The sequence below is a fragment of the Sporolactobacillus shoreicorticis genome (genome assembly GCF_024125445.1).
GTDB lineage: Bacteria > Bacillota > Bacilli > Bacillales > Sporolactobacillaceae > Sporolactobacillus > Sporolactobacillus shoreicorticis.
The window spans coordinates 1-15098 of the sequence record NZ_JAMXWM010000043.1 but is presented as its reverse complement, the minus strand read 5'-3'; the positions used below and the strand labels follow the sequence as shown (position 1 = coordinate 15098).

Annotated in this window: 15 protein-coding genes and 2 pseudogenes; 13 read left to right on the top strand and 4 right to left on the bottom strand. The window is 39.3% G+C overall.

Features of this window, described 5'->3' with window-relative positions:
* Window positions 1-301: 301 nt before the first annotated feature.
* Window positions 302-1745 (bottom strand): annotated as a pseudogene (locus tag NIE88_RS20900) (IS3 family transposase).
* Window positions 1746-1818: 73 nt separating this feature from the next.
* On the bottom strand, window positions 1819-2154 hold the full coding sequence (locus NIE88_RS20895; RefSeq protein ID WP_253065386.1) for a PadR family transcriptional regulator: 336 nt from the start codon (window positions 2152-2154) through the stop codon (window positions 1819-1821).
* Window positions 2155-2500: 346 nt separating this feature from the next.
* Between NIE88_RS20895 and NIE88_RS20890 the strand changes: the two genes are divergently transcribed.
* The 7 genes and pseudogenes from NIE88_RS20890 (at window position 2501) to NIE88_RS20860 (ending at window position 9752) form a co-directional block, all read left to right on the top strand.
* Window positions 2501-2797 carry an uberolysin/carnocyclin family circular bacteriocin gene (locus NIE88_RS20890; protein ID WP_253065384.1) on the top strand — a complete coding sequence of 99 codons (297 nt, stop codon included), beginning with the start codon at window positions 2501-2503 and terminating at the stop codon, window positions 2795-2797.
* Between the two features lie 1560 nt (window positions 2798-4357).
* Entirely contained in the window at window positions 4358-4579 is a 222-nt protein-coding gene (locus tag NIE88_RS22920; protein ID WP_373689470.1) for a DUF805 domain-containing protein, read from the top strand.
* Window positions 4580-4627: 48 nt separating this feature from the next.
* Window positions 4628-5695 (top strand): efflux RND transporter periplasmic adaptor subunit, encoded by a 1068-nt coding sequence (locus NIE88_RS20885; RefSeq protein WP_253065382.1) that lies wholly within the window; start codon window positions 4628-4630, stop codon window positions 5693-5695.
* Window positions 5696-6379, top strand: a complete 684-nt coding sequence (locus NIE88_RS20880) for an ABC transporter ATP-binding protein (RefSeq protein ID WP_253065380.1) — start codon at window positions 5696-5698, stop codon at window positions 6377-6379. It abuts the gene before it with no gap.
* Complete coding sequence (locus NIE88_RS20875) at window positions 6376-7557, top strand: ABC transporter permease (RefSeq protein ID WP_253065378.1); 1182 nt, start codon at window positions 6376-6378, stop codon at window positions 7555-7557. Before NIE88_RS20880 ends, NIE88_RS20875 begins: the two co-directional genes overlap by 4 nt.
* 421 nt (window positions 7558-7978) lie before the next feature.
* A pseudogene (locus tag NIE88_RS22915) lies at window positions 7979-8610 on the top strand (DUF6037 family protein).
* An 89-nt stretch (window positions 8611-8699) separates the two neighbouring features.
* Window positions 8700-9752, top strand: a complete 1053-nt coding sequence (locus NIE88_RS20860; RefSeq protein ID WP_253065374.1) for a hypothetical protein — start codon at window positions 8700-8702, stop codon at window positions 9750-9752.
* A gap of 615 nt (window positions 9753-10367) precedes the next feature.
* On the opposite strand, the gene NIE88_RS20855 is transcribed toward NIE88_RS20860, so the two are convergent.
* Window positions 10368-10751, bottom strand: a complete 384-nt coding sequence (locus tag NIE88_RS20855; protein WP_253065372.1) for a helix-turn-helix domain-containing protein — start codon at window positions 10749-10751, stop codon at window positions 10368-10370.
* A 364-nt stretch (window positions 10752-11115) separates the two neighbouring features.
* On the opposite strand from NIE88_RS20855, the gene NIE88_RS20850 reads away from it, so the two are divergent.
* The 4 genes from NIE88_RS20850 to NIE88_RS20835 all read left to right on the top strand — a co-directional run bounded on the left by NIE88_RS20850 (window position 11116) and on the right by NIE88_RS20835 (window position 13104).
* The gene (locus NIE88_RS20850) at window positions 11116-11316 is read left to right on the top strand and encodes a hypothetical protein (protein WP_253065370.1); all 201 of its coding nucleotides are present in this window, start codon (window positions 11116-11118) and stop codon (window positions 11314-11316) included.
* Window positions 11316-11519, top strand: coding sequence for a hypothetical protein (locus tag NIE88_RS20845; protein ID WP_253065368.1), 204 nt, complete (start codon window positions 11316-11318; stop codon window positions 11517-11519). Before NIE88_RS20850 ends, NIE88_RS20845 begins: the two co-directional genes overlap by 1 nt.
* 935 nt (window positions 11520-12454) lie before the next feature.
* Window positions 12455-12877 (top strand): RNA polymerase sigma factor, encoded by a 423-nt coding sequence (locus NIE88_RS20840; RefSeq protein WP_253065366.1) that lies wholly within the window; start codon window positions 12455-12457, stop codon window positions 12875-12877.
* Window positions 12874-13104, top strand: a complete 231-nt coding sequence (locus NIE88_RS20835) for a helix-turn-helix domain-containing protein (RefSeq protein WP_253065364.1) — start codon at window positions 12874-12876, stop codon at window positions 13102-13104. Before NIE88_RS20840 ends, NIE88_RS20835 begins: the two co-directional genes overlap by 4 nt.
* A 46-nt stretch (window positions 13105-13150) precedes the next feature.
* Here NIE88_RS20835 and NIE88_RS20830 read toward each other — a convergent pair whose 3' ends face one another.
* The gene (locus tag NIE88_RS20830; protein WP_253065362.1) at window positions 13151-13390 is read right to left on the bottom strand and encodes a hypothetical protein; all 240 of its coding nucleotides are present in this window, start codon (window positions 13388-13390) and stop codon (window positions 13151-13153) included.
* Window positions 13391-13560: 170 nt separating this feature from the next.
* Here NIE88_RS20830 and NIE88_RS20825 point away from each other — a divergent pair, with 170 nt between their 5' ends.
* The gene (locus NIE88_RS20825) at window positions 13561-13767 is read left to right on the top strand and encodes a DUF3173 domain-containing protein (protein ID WP_253065360.1); all 207 of its coding nucleotides are present in this window, start codon (window positions 13561-13563) and stop codon (window positions 13765-13767) included.
* Window positions 13760-15001: a tyrosine-type recombinase/integrase gene (locus NIE88_RS20820; protein WP_253065358.1), complete on the top strand. Its 1242-nt coding sequence runs from the start codon at window positions 13760-13762 to the stop codon at window positions 14999-15001. The genes NIE88_RS20825 and NIE88_RS20820 overlap by 8 nt, the downstream gene beginning before the upstream one ends.
* The last annotated feature ends 97 nt before the right edge of the window (window positions 15002-15098 follow it).

Sequence of the window (15098 nt, the reverse complement as noted above, 5' to 3'; positions counted from 1 at the left end):
AAAGATACAGGAGGTTTTTCTATGACGATCGTAAGCGTCAAATAGCTCACACTTAGTTAAAGATGTGGGTTATTTGTAAGCGTCAAATAATGGACACCTTATCATGATCACTTGATCGTGCGATAATGCCTCTATCAAATGTGATCAGGAGGATGATCCATGACGCGAATAGAGTTAAAAAATCTATGGCAAGAGCGCATGAATGATTTTGAAAAAAGTGTATATTGCCATCGCAAAGAGCCACTTGTACCATATTTTTGAGCCACTTGGACGTGCGGACATTTTCTTGGACCAAACACAGCTAGGCAGCCATGGCCTGACGGTATTTCTGCGGGCTCTTACCTCCTAGAGATATTTCTATGCGACAGGTGTTATACCACCCGATATAAGTATCCAACTCGGTCATGAAGTTTTGAATTGAGACACCTCTCCAAGAACGGTTGTAAAAGAATTCGTTCTTGAGGTGCCCGAAAAAGCTTTCAGCTGCGGCGTTATCCGGCGTGCAGGCTTTCTTGGACAATGGATCGTGTAAAACCATATTCTCCCATTAGATCGATCCAAGCGGGCCAGCGGTAGTGCGCACCACGATCCGAATGGATGATCGGCTTCTCGCCGTTGGTCATGGATTCCGCCACTGTTTTAAGCATTGTTGAGACCAGCTCGGCGTTTGGGCTTGTCCCAATTGACCAGCTAATGATCTGTCCGTCAAAGCAGTCGATGAGCGGTGAGAGGTAAACCTTACCGGTTTGAATTCTGAACTCGGTGATATCGGTAACCAGCTTCTCATTTGGTCTCTCAGCCTTGAAGTCGCGTTCCAGCAGGTTTGCGACAGCCGGGGTGATCTCACCTGCATACGAGCTGTACTTACGACAACGGGTTACCTTGACAACCAGACCCTCCTCAGCCATGAGACGGCGGATGACTTTCTCAGAGATATGAATGCCCTCATCAAGCAGAGCCTCTCGCATTCGGCGATACCCGTAGCTGGAGTAGTTCTGAGGGAAGAGCACATTCAAGCGTTCACGAACGTCTGCGTACTTGTCCCCAGCCTCAAACACCTTGTGTTGGTAGAAGTAGCTGCTCTTTGAGATTTCAAGTGCGCGAAGCAAGATTTTGAGCGGATATTTATCACGAAGGGCATCAATCACCTGCCTCTTCTCCTTGTTGGTCAGGTGGAGTTGATCGATGCCCAGATCTTTTTTTAGGAGATCATTGACCTGCTTGAGAATATCATTTTGAAGCTCAAGCTCTTGGGCGCGTCGTAACAGTGAACCATGATCTAGCGCGGCCAGATCATTGGTGCTAATTGGTGTTGGCGAGGAAGCCTTAGACTGGCGCAACAGTTTTGTGCTCTGCATGGCAGCCACTCTCTGCTTGGATTTGCGCGGTTTGGTTGGATGCTTGACTCGATCCGGTGCATGAGTAACCAGCTGTTCGGTATAGCGAGAATCCTTTTGTACCCAAAGATCCAACAACGATCGGGAAGGATAGCCTAGAATGCGCGACGTGCGGGCCGAGCTACGTCCATGATCAAAATAGTAATCTACGGCTGTCTTATGTTGCTTCGCTGAGAACTTTCCTCGACTTCTTTCGTCGAAAGCATGCGGGTTTGCCGTATACTGCTTAACCCACAGTTTGAGTGTACTTCGCGAAGGGTAACCCAATTCACGCAATACTGTCGCCCATGCTCGATCGTATTGATAGAATAGCTGAACTGCTTTGAGTTTGTCTGTGTTAGAATACATGATTTATATTTTACCCGAAGTCCAGGATTTTGTCCGCACGCCCAATTACAGAGCCTTAAAAAATTTGTTCGATTTAGTTAATCCATTGTTCCTTCTGATCAATTAATTCATTTACATTAAAAGTAAGTTGTTTCCATTGCTTAACAAAATCAAGGGCTTGCTCTTTGCCTTTAGGTGTGATGTAATAATATTTTCGATCGGGACCTTCAGGGGAATGCTCCATTTCACATGAAAAATATCCTTTTTTATTTAGTTTTTGTAATAAGGGGTAAACAGTTCCAGATACCATATTCCGAAACCCTGCTTCTTGTAAGCACTGAACCATCTCATATGCGTAAATTTTGCCACTCAATGAGATTAATAGGACACAACCTTCAAGAGTCCCCTTTAAAAGCTGTGTTTGTTTCATTTTAAATTACTCCTCGAATGTTAGTAGTAAGAGCTAGAGAAATTCTATTAAATCATGGATAAGTGCCTCTTCATAGAAATGACTATGAATGGTTTACAGCATAGATTCTATCAAAGGTATTTCAAGATATCTCATTGGTTTTGTACTCAATGAAGTAATTGGGATCAATTGTCAATTTATGTTTTTTGCTGCTTAAGATTGAATACTGGGTTAATTATTTTACATTACATATTAGCTATAAAACAGTATACCATTGATTATTAAATTTTTTAAGGTAATCGACGATATTCGACAGACTTTTCAGATACCAAGGTTTATCATGATAAATGATAGGAGGTGATAAAATATGATTCAAGCAAAGAACCGTTTAGTACTTAAGATTTCTGTTGCAATGGCAATGATTCTTGGAGTAGCGTTCACTTTACTGTTTGTGTTTAGTGCGCCTAACTTGGCAGGTACTTTAGGAATTAGCGCTGCTAGGGCAAAAACTGTCATTAATATTATCGATGGCGCGTCAAGTATCTATGCTGTTATTACAATTATTGCTGCTATTGTTGGTGGAGGGGCTGCTAGCGTCGGCTTATTATTGACTGCGAAGGCTTTGATTAAAAAGTTTGGTAAGAAGTACGCTATTGCTTGGTAATTAGTGTGAGAGTTTTAAACTCATGGCTAAATTCTTGAATAATAAAAACTTAGCCATGAGTAAATACATATTTTTTACTAGTCTGTTAAATTTATTTTATTAAAAAACTGTCTTTACCCTCAAAAGAAATATACTTTTTATTTGAATGTTATGGTGTTTTAAAATAACTCAACTCTTGCACACTAGTTTGCGTAGAAAAACCTTAATATAGTTAGGTAAACCAGCCATCCATTGTGTAAATTGATTTTTATGAATCTATTGGTCTTCTTGTTTGTTGCTTAAGCATGTTATCAAATTTTTAAACAGATTTACGAGTGTTGTAGCTCAAGCCAGTTCGTTCATTTCATCACAGAGTTCATAGAACGTGCCATCAGGCGTTTGATTATCGGTATGACAACAATTTTGCCAAGATAAGAAGGATAAACCGAGAAAAGATGATGGTGGTATGGCTAATTATCAAATCATAAGATCTATCTTGAAATTCTTTTTGAAACTTGAGCAGGGATTTTGTGGTTTTGAAAAAGACCTCGATATCTTATCGCATGCCATAAATTCGGATAATCTCTTGTTTCGTCATATCATCCGTGTTTAAGATGGAGAGCAATTAAGTTTTCTTTATTGCGATACCTAACAAAAATAACTTTTGCGTGGATACCATTTGTTATGGCGGTTTGAATGAAATGTAAAAAGGTTTGATGGCTAGTGACTGGCTTAAGTGATCTCATATAACGATTTCAATCCCACAAGCTTCTTAACCCAGTAGCGTTGATTGGTAGCTTTAACGATACCAAACACGTGGGTGAGGTAATGAATTGAATCAAAGGTTGCTGAGTAAAACCACGCATCCATGAGCACGTAAGAGGATTGAATCTCGTTCTTTACGCACGTTCAATCATAGATGAAATTTGTTCAGGTGCTGTTTGAAGGTTTTCTTTCTGTACGTCGTTTATAACCAGAACATCGCTTATTTAATCTGTGAGTTGATGCCATTAATTTGTGTTTTTTGAACTCAAGAGCGAAAAATCAATGGACGTAAAAAATGACTCCATTAGATCAGCCTAGAGTTAACAGTCTGAATTCTTTCTAGAAACGCATTTTTTGAGATGCATGATCAAAACATTGCGCAAGAAATTCAATTGCTTTACCACATTGACGATAAAAAGAAGGACCAACTACAATAAAACCTTCTGCCAAGAATGCTAATGAATAAACTAGAAGGATAGATAGAAAGATCTTGATCTTTACTCTGTGAAAGTTGAGTAAGAATTAATGCAGAAGCGAAGGCCCTTTTACTTGTATAATTAATAATAACAATTTCATCTGAGTTGGTATAATATTATACAGGAGGGAGTTTGAGCAGTGAGATTTTTACAGGCCTATGGTACATATTGGAAAAAATTATGCGAACTTTAAGGGTAAAAGCAAACGAGCAGATTTTTGGTGGATGCAGTTATGGAACTTGCTTATTCTTTAAGTTATTCTCGCTCTGGCAATAAAACCTGTCATGAATTTGATCTTTCATAAAGAAATTGGTGGTGGGGGATACTGCTATTTCTTCTTGTGATCTATATCCTCTATCTCTTGGTAACGCTGATCCCAAATTTAAGTCTAGGAGTGCGTCGCTTTCACGATCTTAACCTTTCTGGCTGGTGGTACGCTGGATTAACCATTATTCCCATCAAAAAGGGACATTATATAATTTCATTTTTTCATTTTAATTGCTGCCACGATTGCGTGGGTTGCGAGCTACATCATTGCACTTTTCCCTCCAAAGAAAATTAGTTTCTCAATACGCAAGCAAAAATATACTTATGAACGAGGTTTTTCATCGTGAAAGAGGAGACTGCAAGTGAAAAGAAAAATCTGATTATTGCTCTGATCATCACCGCCATATTAGCTGCAGCGTTGTGCTTGGCTATCGTTTTTCGAATGTATGCGGGAGTGTCGTCCAAGGACGAACATCATTATCAACAATATGTCGTCAAATATGTGCCTGCGCTCGTTGAGTCAGGAAAAGTGGCTGCGAACCGAACGCAGACGCTGCAAAAGCCTGCTGGAACGGTGAAAAAAATACATGTGCAGAACGGCGATGAAGTGAAAAAAGGCGAGGTTTTACTGACAACACGCAATAAGGAGATCACCAGCAAGATTACTACGGCGAAACAGGAAATCTTAAAGACACAGCGTGATTTAGCTGTGCAAAAGCAAAGTATTGCAAACTCGAAAACGAAGCTGGCCAAAATGCATAAAGGCGAAAGTGAAGACGATTTGAATCTCGAACTGGCCAGGGATCAGAATACCTACCGCGACACAGAAGTTGATCTGCAGAATCAGCATGACCAATTAAATCAATTGTACAATCAGCAAGAAGAAGAGTTAAAGGCACCATTTCCCGGTGTGATCAGCATTACAAATGACGATGAAACCGGCCAGGCGCAGTACAGTCTGAGTTCGTCCGAAATGGAGGCACAGTCAAGTGTTTCTGAATATGATTACGATAAATTACATTCTGGTGCTGAAGCAACTGTCAAAGCGTTGGCAAATGGCAAAAAACAGACGACAACGGTAAAATTTCTTGCCAAGATTCCCGCCAAAGCTATGAGTAAGAAAAACTTTTCTATGTATGACTTTACAGTTCCTGTGGATCACCGTTTTATGGTGGGACAGAGTGTGCAGATCGTCATTCCACAAAAGCAGATCAAACTCCCAAGTCAGACAATTCTTAACGAGAAGGGTCAAACAATAGTTTATTTGGTCATTCATGGCAAAGCCAAGCGCCATGCTGTAAAGGTAGAAAAACAAAATGGTTTTTATTTTCTCAAAAGCGGCTTACAACCCGGTCAGCACATTGTCGCTAATCCTGATAAACGACTCAAAGACGGAGCGAAGGTGAATTGATTGATTCGGTTAGAGCGACTTAATAAGTTTTATCAACAGGGTGACGAAAAGATTCATGTGCTAAAGGATGTCTCGTTGCAGATTCAGCAAGGCGAGTTTGTGGCAATTATGGGACCGTCGGGATCGGGTAAATCAACGCTGATCAATATCATCGGTTTTCTTGATCATCAGTTTATGGGACAATATCGATTTAAAGGGGAGTCAATGATTGATCAGTCGCTGAGTGATTACGCAAGGTTGCGAAACCAAAACGTGGGCTTTGTGTTTCAGAATTTTAAACTGATATCCAATTTATCCGTTGCTGAAAATGTTGGTCTGCCGCTTCTCTATGCCGGTCATCGGCGCAAAAATATTGCCGATCAGGTGAACGATGTCTTGTCCAGTGTGAATTTGCAGGGAGTTGGTGCAAAATTACCGATGCAACTCTCCGGTGGTCAGCAGCAACGTGTTGCTATTGCCCGTGCCTTAATTACACGACCTAGTTTTTTGCTGGCCGATGAGCCGACAGGAGCTCTTGACAGCCACACATCGCAGGAGATCCTAAAACTGTTCATTGACCTCAATCATAAATCGCGATCCACCATCATTATGGTGACGCACGATTTTCAAGTCGCTCGCCTGAGTCAGCGAATCATTCGCATCCTGGATGGTCGGATTGAGAGTGATCGGAGCGTCGATCAATGAAGATAACCGAACTGTTTTTTACTGCCTTACGTTCACTTTTAACGAATCGTCGACGTAGCATTTTGACTGTGCTGGGCATTGTCATCGGTATTGCTTCGGTGATTACGATTATTTCTTTGGGCAAGGGCGTGGAAAAAGCAACACTGAAAAATCTCCAAGCCTCCAGTTCAGGTAAACAGTCCACTGTCGTTGACTATTATGCCGATGATCTGAATTCAACGGCGTCTGGTTTTGAGGCATCGGATTTGGCGCTGATCAATGCTTCTCAAACCAGTTTTGGACTGGTAAAAGCCGATATCGTCAGTGATAATGATGGGAGCGCTGAATCCGAAGCGTCGATCAACGGTGCCGATCAGAATGTGACGGTGAAACTGCTCAAACATCCCTCATCTGATTTAGAAATTCTGTCGGGGCATAACATCTCGCAAAATAATATCATGTTGGCTGATCCTGTCGCCTTAATCTCCAAAAAATTAGCGACTTCTTTTTATTCGTCGGTTAATCAGGCCTTAAATACGTCCGTGACCATCAATGGAATCAGTTATCAGGTGATTGGCGTTTTTAAAGAGGATATGGGGCTTGATGACGTCGCCATTTCCAAAACTACCTATGAACGCAGCAATAACGGTGAAGCAGGGAACAAGTTGAAACTGACCTTTAACCGTGGGGAGAATGTGAGTAAACAAACGAAAAAGATCGTCAGTCTGCTCAACAAACAAGGCAGTCATCATCTGCAGGGCAGCTATGAGCATATGGATATGGGGGCAATTTTGAAGGGGGTAGGTTCGGTTATCAACGGATTGACTTACTTCATTAGCGCTATTGCTGGCATCTCATTATTTATTGCCGGCATCGGCGTCATGAATATGATGTATATCTCTGTCTCGGAGCGTACCCAAGAAATTGGCATTCGCTTAGCGATTGGCGCGTCACCCAAAAGTATCTTATTACAGTTTCTTCTGGAAGCAGTATTGCTGACTGGGATGGGCGGTGTGCTTGGCTTTGGAATCGGATGTGGCTTGGCGTGGCTGATTTCACTTTTCTTACCCTTTCGTGCTGTTGTCGGTTTGGAAAGTTTCATACTGGCATTTGGTGTTTCTGCAATTGTAGGCATTGTATTTGGCATCTTTCCGGCAAGACAAGCGTCTAAAAAGAACTTGATAGATATTTTGAAATAACACCTTTATTTCTGGGGCTCTTCATCAAGAAGCAAAAAGGTGATCCTTTTCAATTCTCGTTATTATCCTGTCGAGTATCCCCTAAGAAATTTTTTGTACCATCTTTGGCACGTGATCCAATAGATAAGATAAAAAGTGCAGAAAAAGAAGAAGGGAAATTGATTGGATAAAATAGCAAATTATTTTCAATGGTTCTGTATAGTGTTGCTGGCTGTCAATTTATTTATTGAAAACTCTCCAATAGAAACAACGATAAGCATTGTCGTTTTGATCTTAATAGTAATTGTTAGAGTGCTATATTTTTATACCAAGAAAAACGAGTTGATGGAGCAGAAAAATAAATAAAAATTTTTAGTAAGATTATGCAATCATTGGGCTGACAGAGGAACAAACGTCATTTAATTGTAATTTATTCATTTATATGGAGGAAAAGATCATGCTAGAAAACTTAAATTATTTAAAAGATGATATGGTTAACAAAAATTGGACAATATGTAGTTTTATATTTCGTTATAAGGGAGTTGAATATATTGTACTTGTAAAGAGATTTGTTGGGACTGAAAAAAGAGTGGACAAGTATGCGTTAGTAAAGTTGCATTTTATGAGATCAAGTGATTTAAATGACGATTTGCAGGTAGAAGCAAATCGTCAACACTTGATAATTGACCCGAAAGAATTAAGAAGATATTTTGGAATAGAATATCAAAAAAATTTAGGGGAATACTTCGTCAATTTACAGAGCAACTGGGAAATGTTATTCCTATTTCTGTTCCTGATAGATTTTCAGATGTAGAAAAAACAGCAATGGTTCAATCTCTTAGTAGAAGTGATTCGGAAAATCCAAATAAAATTTTTTGTACGAAGGTGATGAGAAACCCTGACGGAAAGACAAGAAGTGAGTTTAATGCAGATAAGACAAAATTATTGCGAGCTCCACTGTTTGAACATTTTCGTAATGATGAGGGCATTAGTTTTTGCTATTCTGTAGATAGAGCCAAGAGAAATGATGATGCTACTATTCTAAGAAACTTCGCAAATAATGGTTCAAGATAAGACATCAGAGGATAGGTTGTGTTATTGAATTTATGCTCAGAATGAATTCTGATTCTGGTAGAATACAGTAAGGTAGGGAGACAGATGTTGTGAATGAATCAAATTTTAGTGATTATGAGTATTACATGAAATCTCGACCGCATGTCGTCATATTAGGCGCCGGGGCAAGTTGTGCAGCAATCCCTTATGGCGATAAGAATGGGAAAAAAATTTCTGCTATGAGTGGATTCATTGAAAAATTAGGATTGGACGATATCTTTCCTAAAATAGATATCCATACCACATCAGATAATCTTGAAGACATTTACATGGAATTAGATGAACGTGGTAAAAAAGAGTCAGACTGTGCAGCAGTAAAAATAGAACTTGAGAAAGTTATCAGAGATTATATGAGTGAATTTGTATTGCCAGAGGAACCGACAATATATGATTTTCTGGTAATAGGTCTTACGAGAAAAGATTTAATTGCTACATTTAACTGGGATCCTTTTCTAGTCCAAGCTATAGGACGAGCTATGCGATATACAGATAACATTCCGCAGGTCGCTTTTTTACACGGAAATGTTGCCACAGGATTCTGCTCAGATGATAATATTATGGGTAATGTTGGTATGCCTTGTAGATGTGGGAAGCCGCTTAAACCGATGAAATTATTGTTTCCTATAAAGAAAAAAGGCTATAATAGCAGTGTAGCGATTTCTAAATCATGGAAAGAATTGAGTCATTCACTTGAGCAAGCGTATATGCTTACTATATTTGGATACAGTGCACCGAAGAGCGATACTGAAGCTGTTTCGATGATGAAAAAGGCCTGGGGATCTATCAATGATAGAAAATTAGAAGAGATTGAGTTAATAGATATAAGAAATGAAGACGACGTTATAAAATCATGGAGTCAATTTATTCATACCCATCATTATTCTTACCATACAAGTTTTTTTGATTCAACGGTAGCTCGATGTCCAAGAAGAAGCTGCGAAGCCACATTTGACAGACTTATGAACTGTATTTGGTTAGACGGAAAAAAGGGCTTTAAAGAAGGCATGAGCTTTTCAGATATTGATAAAGTTACATATAAACTAATTAGCGAAGAAAAAAGAAAACAAGATGATCGAAGTATACTGTCAAATCCGTATACATGAAAAACTTTCCTGACGACCATTAAACGGTCAGGAGGGGTTCGTTATGTCTATGGAACATTATCCTTCAATATCAATACTCAGTCCGGATTTCAGTTCCACAGTAAAGTGTTATCCCAGACGGTGTTTTCCTTGAACTAGCGCGTTACAAGCGCCGCATTGAATTCCATAAGGTTGTTGGACTTGCTGTTGGATCGGTTACACTTAGTTGGACAGATAAATTAAGGGCATGTACACTTCGTTCAAATAGACTAAGGAAGACCGTGTTACTTATGTTCTGTGATATAGGCATAAGTTTATATTTTGTAGCTATTAAGCATAAAATCTAAAATTGATAAACCCCGAACCTTAAATGATGTGAAATAGACTTAAAAAAGATGTTTTCCGACTTATTCAAAACTCTTATAGGGGATTCTGAATGTTTTTTCGTTCAAGCTTTATGTATGAAAGAGTTGCACAAAGGTTAGACCTTCTTTAATCTGTTGGAACCACTGGTAAGACTGCCATTTTTATAATGACACCTTTGTCTGTTATATGTGGATGTTCAGTATGACAATGTTTTATATTTTAACCCATCTTTTCTTTGTCCTTGAATTGGTTAGGACGATACAAAACACGTTAATTCTCTCTTTTCACTTGTTTGTCATTATAACGTTCTTTGATAAATTTTAAAAAACGAATCAGATCCTTCTTTGCTTCCTCAGAAGTACCAGGATAATCGTGATAAGCTGCCATGAATTTAGGATCTTTTATGAGTTCTTCTAACTCTTTATCGGCAGTATTTTGATTTCTTACGTTTGTTCGGCCAAGTAAAAAATCCGTCGATATGTCAAAAAGGTCAGCGATCTTTGTTAGCATCTCACTATCAGGCGTTCTAATGCCGTATTCCCAATTCGCATATGTAGACATTGTTTTGATGCCAAGCTTCTCGGCCGTATAAGTTTTTGTCCATCCTCGTTCTTCCCTTAATTGAGTCAATCGTTTACCAATGATATTCTCCATAAGAAACAACCCTTCACTATTTGAGTAAATTTTACTACGTGCACTATAAAGAATGTCAAAAACTACACAAATAGAATAATTAATTATTGACTTACTCAATAAGAGTAGTATCATATGAATATAAGTGTTACTCATTAAGTGTAACTATGAAGACGGACAATGCTTCACGAATAAATTAAGAATGCTGCAATGACCGAATCACATTCTATGATTAACAGTTTTTTCGCTATCCATTCGATAATTAAAATAGACGATCCTTATGTACGTTTTTTAAGATTTATTTGAAAAGGTGGGTAATCATCTACCCTTAATCAATTGACTCGTTTCTTTGGACAATGAAAAAAGCATATGGAGGGAAAAATCAATGAACTATCGGCAAATTGTTTCGATGATTATCAACAACGTTAACCAAACGGAACGAAACCTCAATGGTCTGCACGAATATGGCGATGAGAAAGCCATTGACTTACTCACCATACAATTGTGGAAACTGAAATTTTTGGCAGCCGCGTTGGCCGATGACAGCTATAATGCCATTAAAAAACACCTTGAGGAGGGAAAATGATGGGCCCTCATTCCTTTAAATTTGGCAATGAATGGCATGATGCAAAAGACTTGATGCATAACATTGATTTGATGCAAACCAAACTGGGCTTACTGAACATTCTTCAAACAGCGATAAATGAAACGAATGAACAAAATATGCGCGAAGAAGTCATCAATGAAGCAATACAATTAATGACTGATTTAGGCCTGACACTTTATTGATCTCTGTTTTCAACCATTGTAATAAATTTAATGGCTCTGCTTTTTGCACAACCAACCATTATCGACCTCAGTAAGCAGCTTGCTGAATCTAATAGATTTGATTATTTATTAACGTTTCCCAAAGTTATCACCAAATTCGTTTCCTTTCAAATTGATAATAAATCCCTTATACTTCTAATTAAGAAAGGGCTTTCATTTTTGCGTGTTTCCCTTTAATTTTAGTGGGTATAAATTGAAAATGAAGCAGCATCCCCTTATTTTTCAAAGTAACAGAATCTCTGCCCACTGTTTCTAGTTCAGGACACCTTTTAGTATAAATGCCTTCTCACACAGCAAAGAAAATTTCTTATACACAACATGAACAGTAACATTTTTGATCCAATTATCATAATGAGTACGAGATGCTATTCCGCAGAAAAATTATTTTTTCTGTCGTCTTAGTAAATTGGCATTTCTCTTTGTTCATGAATTATCTCAGATTTGTCATTTCTATAAAATCTAACAGATCGGGCCTTCTTCTGAATATGCCGTTAAACAGTATAGAAACACGAACAAAAAACATGGATACGGGGCTAAAACGGTCAGTTTTGGAAACGGTTACAAAAAATAAAACTATGCAGAACCCTCTCGCCGACATGTTTAAAATGTATCCTAAGGAAGTAAATGCTTTGCAATAGCCAATGGGTTGCATACAAACCACCGTTTTTTTAGTAATAGGTAGGTTGACCATAAAGATAGCCTTTTACATTACATATAGCAGTAAAAAAAAGCGCACAAACAGATTCGACAGTCTGTTTGTGCGCTTTTTAGGTTATTCAGAAGTTTTTTTATCAGTCATGCAACTGAAGGACTTTTCGTGTCGGGACTAAGTACAAAAGGGGAGAAAAAGATGCTGCCATTCCCCGCGCTCTCATGACAGAAAGGGGGTGAGATGGATGAAACCATCTGCTTTTCGCCAAACGATCGAGAATCAATTTGACTACATTTGTAAGCGTGCCATGGAAGATGAGCGTAAAGACTATTTGAAATACCTCAAACGTCTGATCCAGAAGGAGGCCTCTTTTTCCGACATCGGCGCCTATGTTGCCAATCAATTCTCGACAAACGACCGCCATCCCGCTGATTTACACATTTTTTCACTGAATGGATTATCCGTGGCTGTTGAAAGCGACTTGCTCGGTGAAGCATTGCGGAATCTGCCGGACAAGAAACGTGAGATTATCCTGCTCCACTACTTTATGGAGATGACCGATTCGGAAATTGCCCAATTACTCAAAGTGAATCGCTCAACCGTCTATCGCCACCGAACCAGCGGACTTGCCTTAATCAAGCAATTTATGGAGGAGCATGCCAAATGAAAAATACGCATCCAATGGTCCCCTTCGATGTAATTACGGCGGCCACCGATGGGGATACGGAAGCCATCAACCATGTGGTTAAGCATTATCGAGGTTATATCGTCAAACGGGCGCTCCGTCCGATGAAGGATGATTATGGAAACAAATGTTTAGTTGTTGATGAGACTTTGCGGGGACGATTGGAAACCCGGCTGATTACGAAGATTTTATCCTTTGAGATCAAGTAACTTTTCCATGAGAACGCGTGGATAGAAAAGAAGGTTCGCTAATCTGTCAAAGCATACTGTCACCAGTATGTTTTGATAGGCTGACAAGCCAATGTTCCTTGATAACTAAATAGAGCCATCGAATACGTTCCGATAAAGAAAGAGCCAGTGGGCTGACACGCCAAGACCTAGTAAAATAGTGAGCGATTTTAGTCAGTGTTCCGCAAACAACTTTTGGTAAGGTTGTCGCCATGATTTCTTTATCGAGACAATGATACACCCGCATAGCCATAGTCCGAGCGTTCAAAGCGTCGCCGGCCATGGGTGCGGCTGGATGAGAACCATGCAGGGGTGAGATTCCCGTGAGCTTTGCCAAAGCTGTTCGATGTGCTAATTAACTAATAAACAAAGGTGGTCGTTCTAAAAGTTAAATATATTGAATTATCTTCTAAGGCTAAAGGGGGAATAACTTGCCTTATGAATGAATTAATCACCAAAGATGATCTAATTAAAAAAGGATATTCTAAATATACGGCTGTTAATATCATTAGACAGGCCAAACAAATTATGGTACAACAAGGATATCCATTTTACAATAATAAGCGCTTAGGGCGCGTGCCAAAAGAGACTGTTGAATCGATTCTAGGATGTGAACTAGAATTGGAGAAAAACACTCATGGCTAAAACAAAGTATGCTGGTGTTTATGTTGACGGTACTGGACAATATTATTACGAAACGGAATTAGGAAAAGATCGACTGACTGGCAAACGTTTAAGAAAGAAATCAAGAACCAATCGCCAAGGGAAAAAGTTCACGACTGCTCTGCAAGCCTACAAGGAATTGGTACGTATTAAGAATGAGTATCTGTCTACTCAAGGTTACGCAAATTATCATATGACCTACGGCCAGTTTATGGATAACGTCTATATTCCGGCTTATAAGACAGAGGTGGAGGAGAGTACCTTCTCTGTTCGTAAACGGACTTTTGAGCGTATGAGAGATCGTTTCTCAGCCATCCAACTTCGAAAGCTTTCTATTGAAGATGTCCAAAGATATCGGACGTGGCTACTTTCTGAGGACGGAGCTGGATATTCCCAAGCATATGCGAGTTTGGTTTTTGGAATGTTTCGCAGGAGCTTGGATATGGCTGTGGAAATGGAGTATCTGGAGTACAATATTTCTAAAAAAATCAAACCCATTCCTAAGGGAAAAGCAATCGTTCCCTATTGGACAAAAACGGAGTTTGAAAAAGTCATTTCAACGATTTGTTTAGATGATTTGTATGAACACTTGTGTTTTGTGATGCTGTGGGTTTACTTTATGACCGGAATTCGAGTCAGTGAAGGGACAGCCTTATGGTGGGAGGATGTTGATTTTGAAAATAAGCGACTTCGTGTTCACCATATCTTATTTATGAAAAATAAGAGGGACTGGGAACGCAAAAATTATACGAAAACCGCTGATGGAAAGCGGATCATTTCGCTGGATGATGATACGGTTCGGGTACTCAAAGAGTGGAAGGAACGACAATCTGCCGAATTGAATATTTCAGATTTTGTTTTTAGCTATGACGGCATGCCTATGATTAAATCAACGCTTTCTCGAATTATTGGACGCTATGCGAAACTGGCAAATGTGCATCGTATTCAAGCGAAGGGGTTGCGTCATTCCCATGCCTCGTATCTCATCAATGAATTTAATGTTTCCGTTTTGATTTTATCGAAACGAATGGGGCATTCAAGTCCAGAAATCACATTAAAGCATTACTCTCACTTGTGGTCTGGCATTGACGAATTAATTGCTGAAGAGATGGCGGGAAATGTCCATATTCAGACTGCTCCAAAGTCAGCGGTTCAATTTAATGGCAATCAAGCACTTAAAAAAATGAGTTCCGCCAGAATCCCCGCCAAGGTATAGAAAAGGTGTTGAAAATGCTGATATAAAGGCATTTTAGAGCTACCTGCAAACTTAGAGTGGGAATAATTATAGGAGTCCTAAAAGCCTTGATGTAATA

What these genes read in the sequence shown, in the direction of transcription:
- NIE88_RS20895 (WP_253065386.1), bottom strand. Translation starts at nt 2,154, where the DNA reads ATGAAACAAACACAGCTTTTAAAGGGGACTCTTGAAGGTTGTGTCCTA.
- NIE88_RS20890 (WP_253065384.1), top strand. Translation starts at nt 2,501, where the DNA reads ATGATTCAAGCAAAGAACCGTTTAGTACTTAAGATTTCTGTTGCAATG.
- NIE88_RS20875 (WP_253065378.1), top strand. Translation starts at nt 6,376, where the DNA reads ATGAAGATAACCGAACTGTTTTTTACTGCCTTACGTTCACTTTTAACG.
- NIE88_RS20855 (WP_253065372.1), bottom strand. Translation starts at nt 10,751, where the DNA reads ATGGAGAATATCATTGGTAAACGATTGACTCAATTAAGGGAAGAACGA.
- NIE88_RS20850 (WP_253065370.1), top strand. Translation starts at nt 11,116, where the DNA reads ATGAACTATCGGCAAATTGTTTCGATGATTATCAACAACGTTAACCAA.
- NIE88_RS20845 (WP_253065368.1), top strand. Translation starts at nt 11,316, where the DNA reads ATGGGCCCTCATTCCTTTAAATTTGGCAATGAATGGCATGATGCAAAA.
- NIE88_RS20840 (WP_253065366.1), top strand. Translation starts at nt 12,455, where the DNA reads ATGAAACCATCTGCTTTTCGCCAAACGATCGAGAATCAATTTGACTAC.
- NIE88_RS20835 (WP_253065364.1), top strand. Translation starts at nt 12,874, where the DNA reads ATGAAAAATACGCATCCAATGGTCCCCTTCGATGTAATTACGGCGGCC.
- NIE88_RS20825 (WP_253065360.1), top strand. Translation starts at nt 13,561, where the DNA reads ATGAATGAATTAATCACCAAAGATGATCTAATTAAAAAAGGATATTCT.
- NIE88_RS20820 (WP_253065358.1), top strand. Translation starts at nt 13,760, where the DNA reads ATGGCTAAAACAAAGTATGCTGGTGTTTATGTTGACGGTACTGGACAA.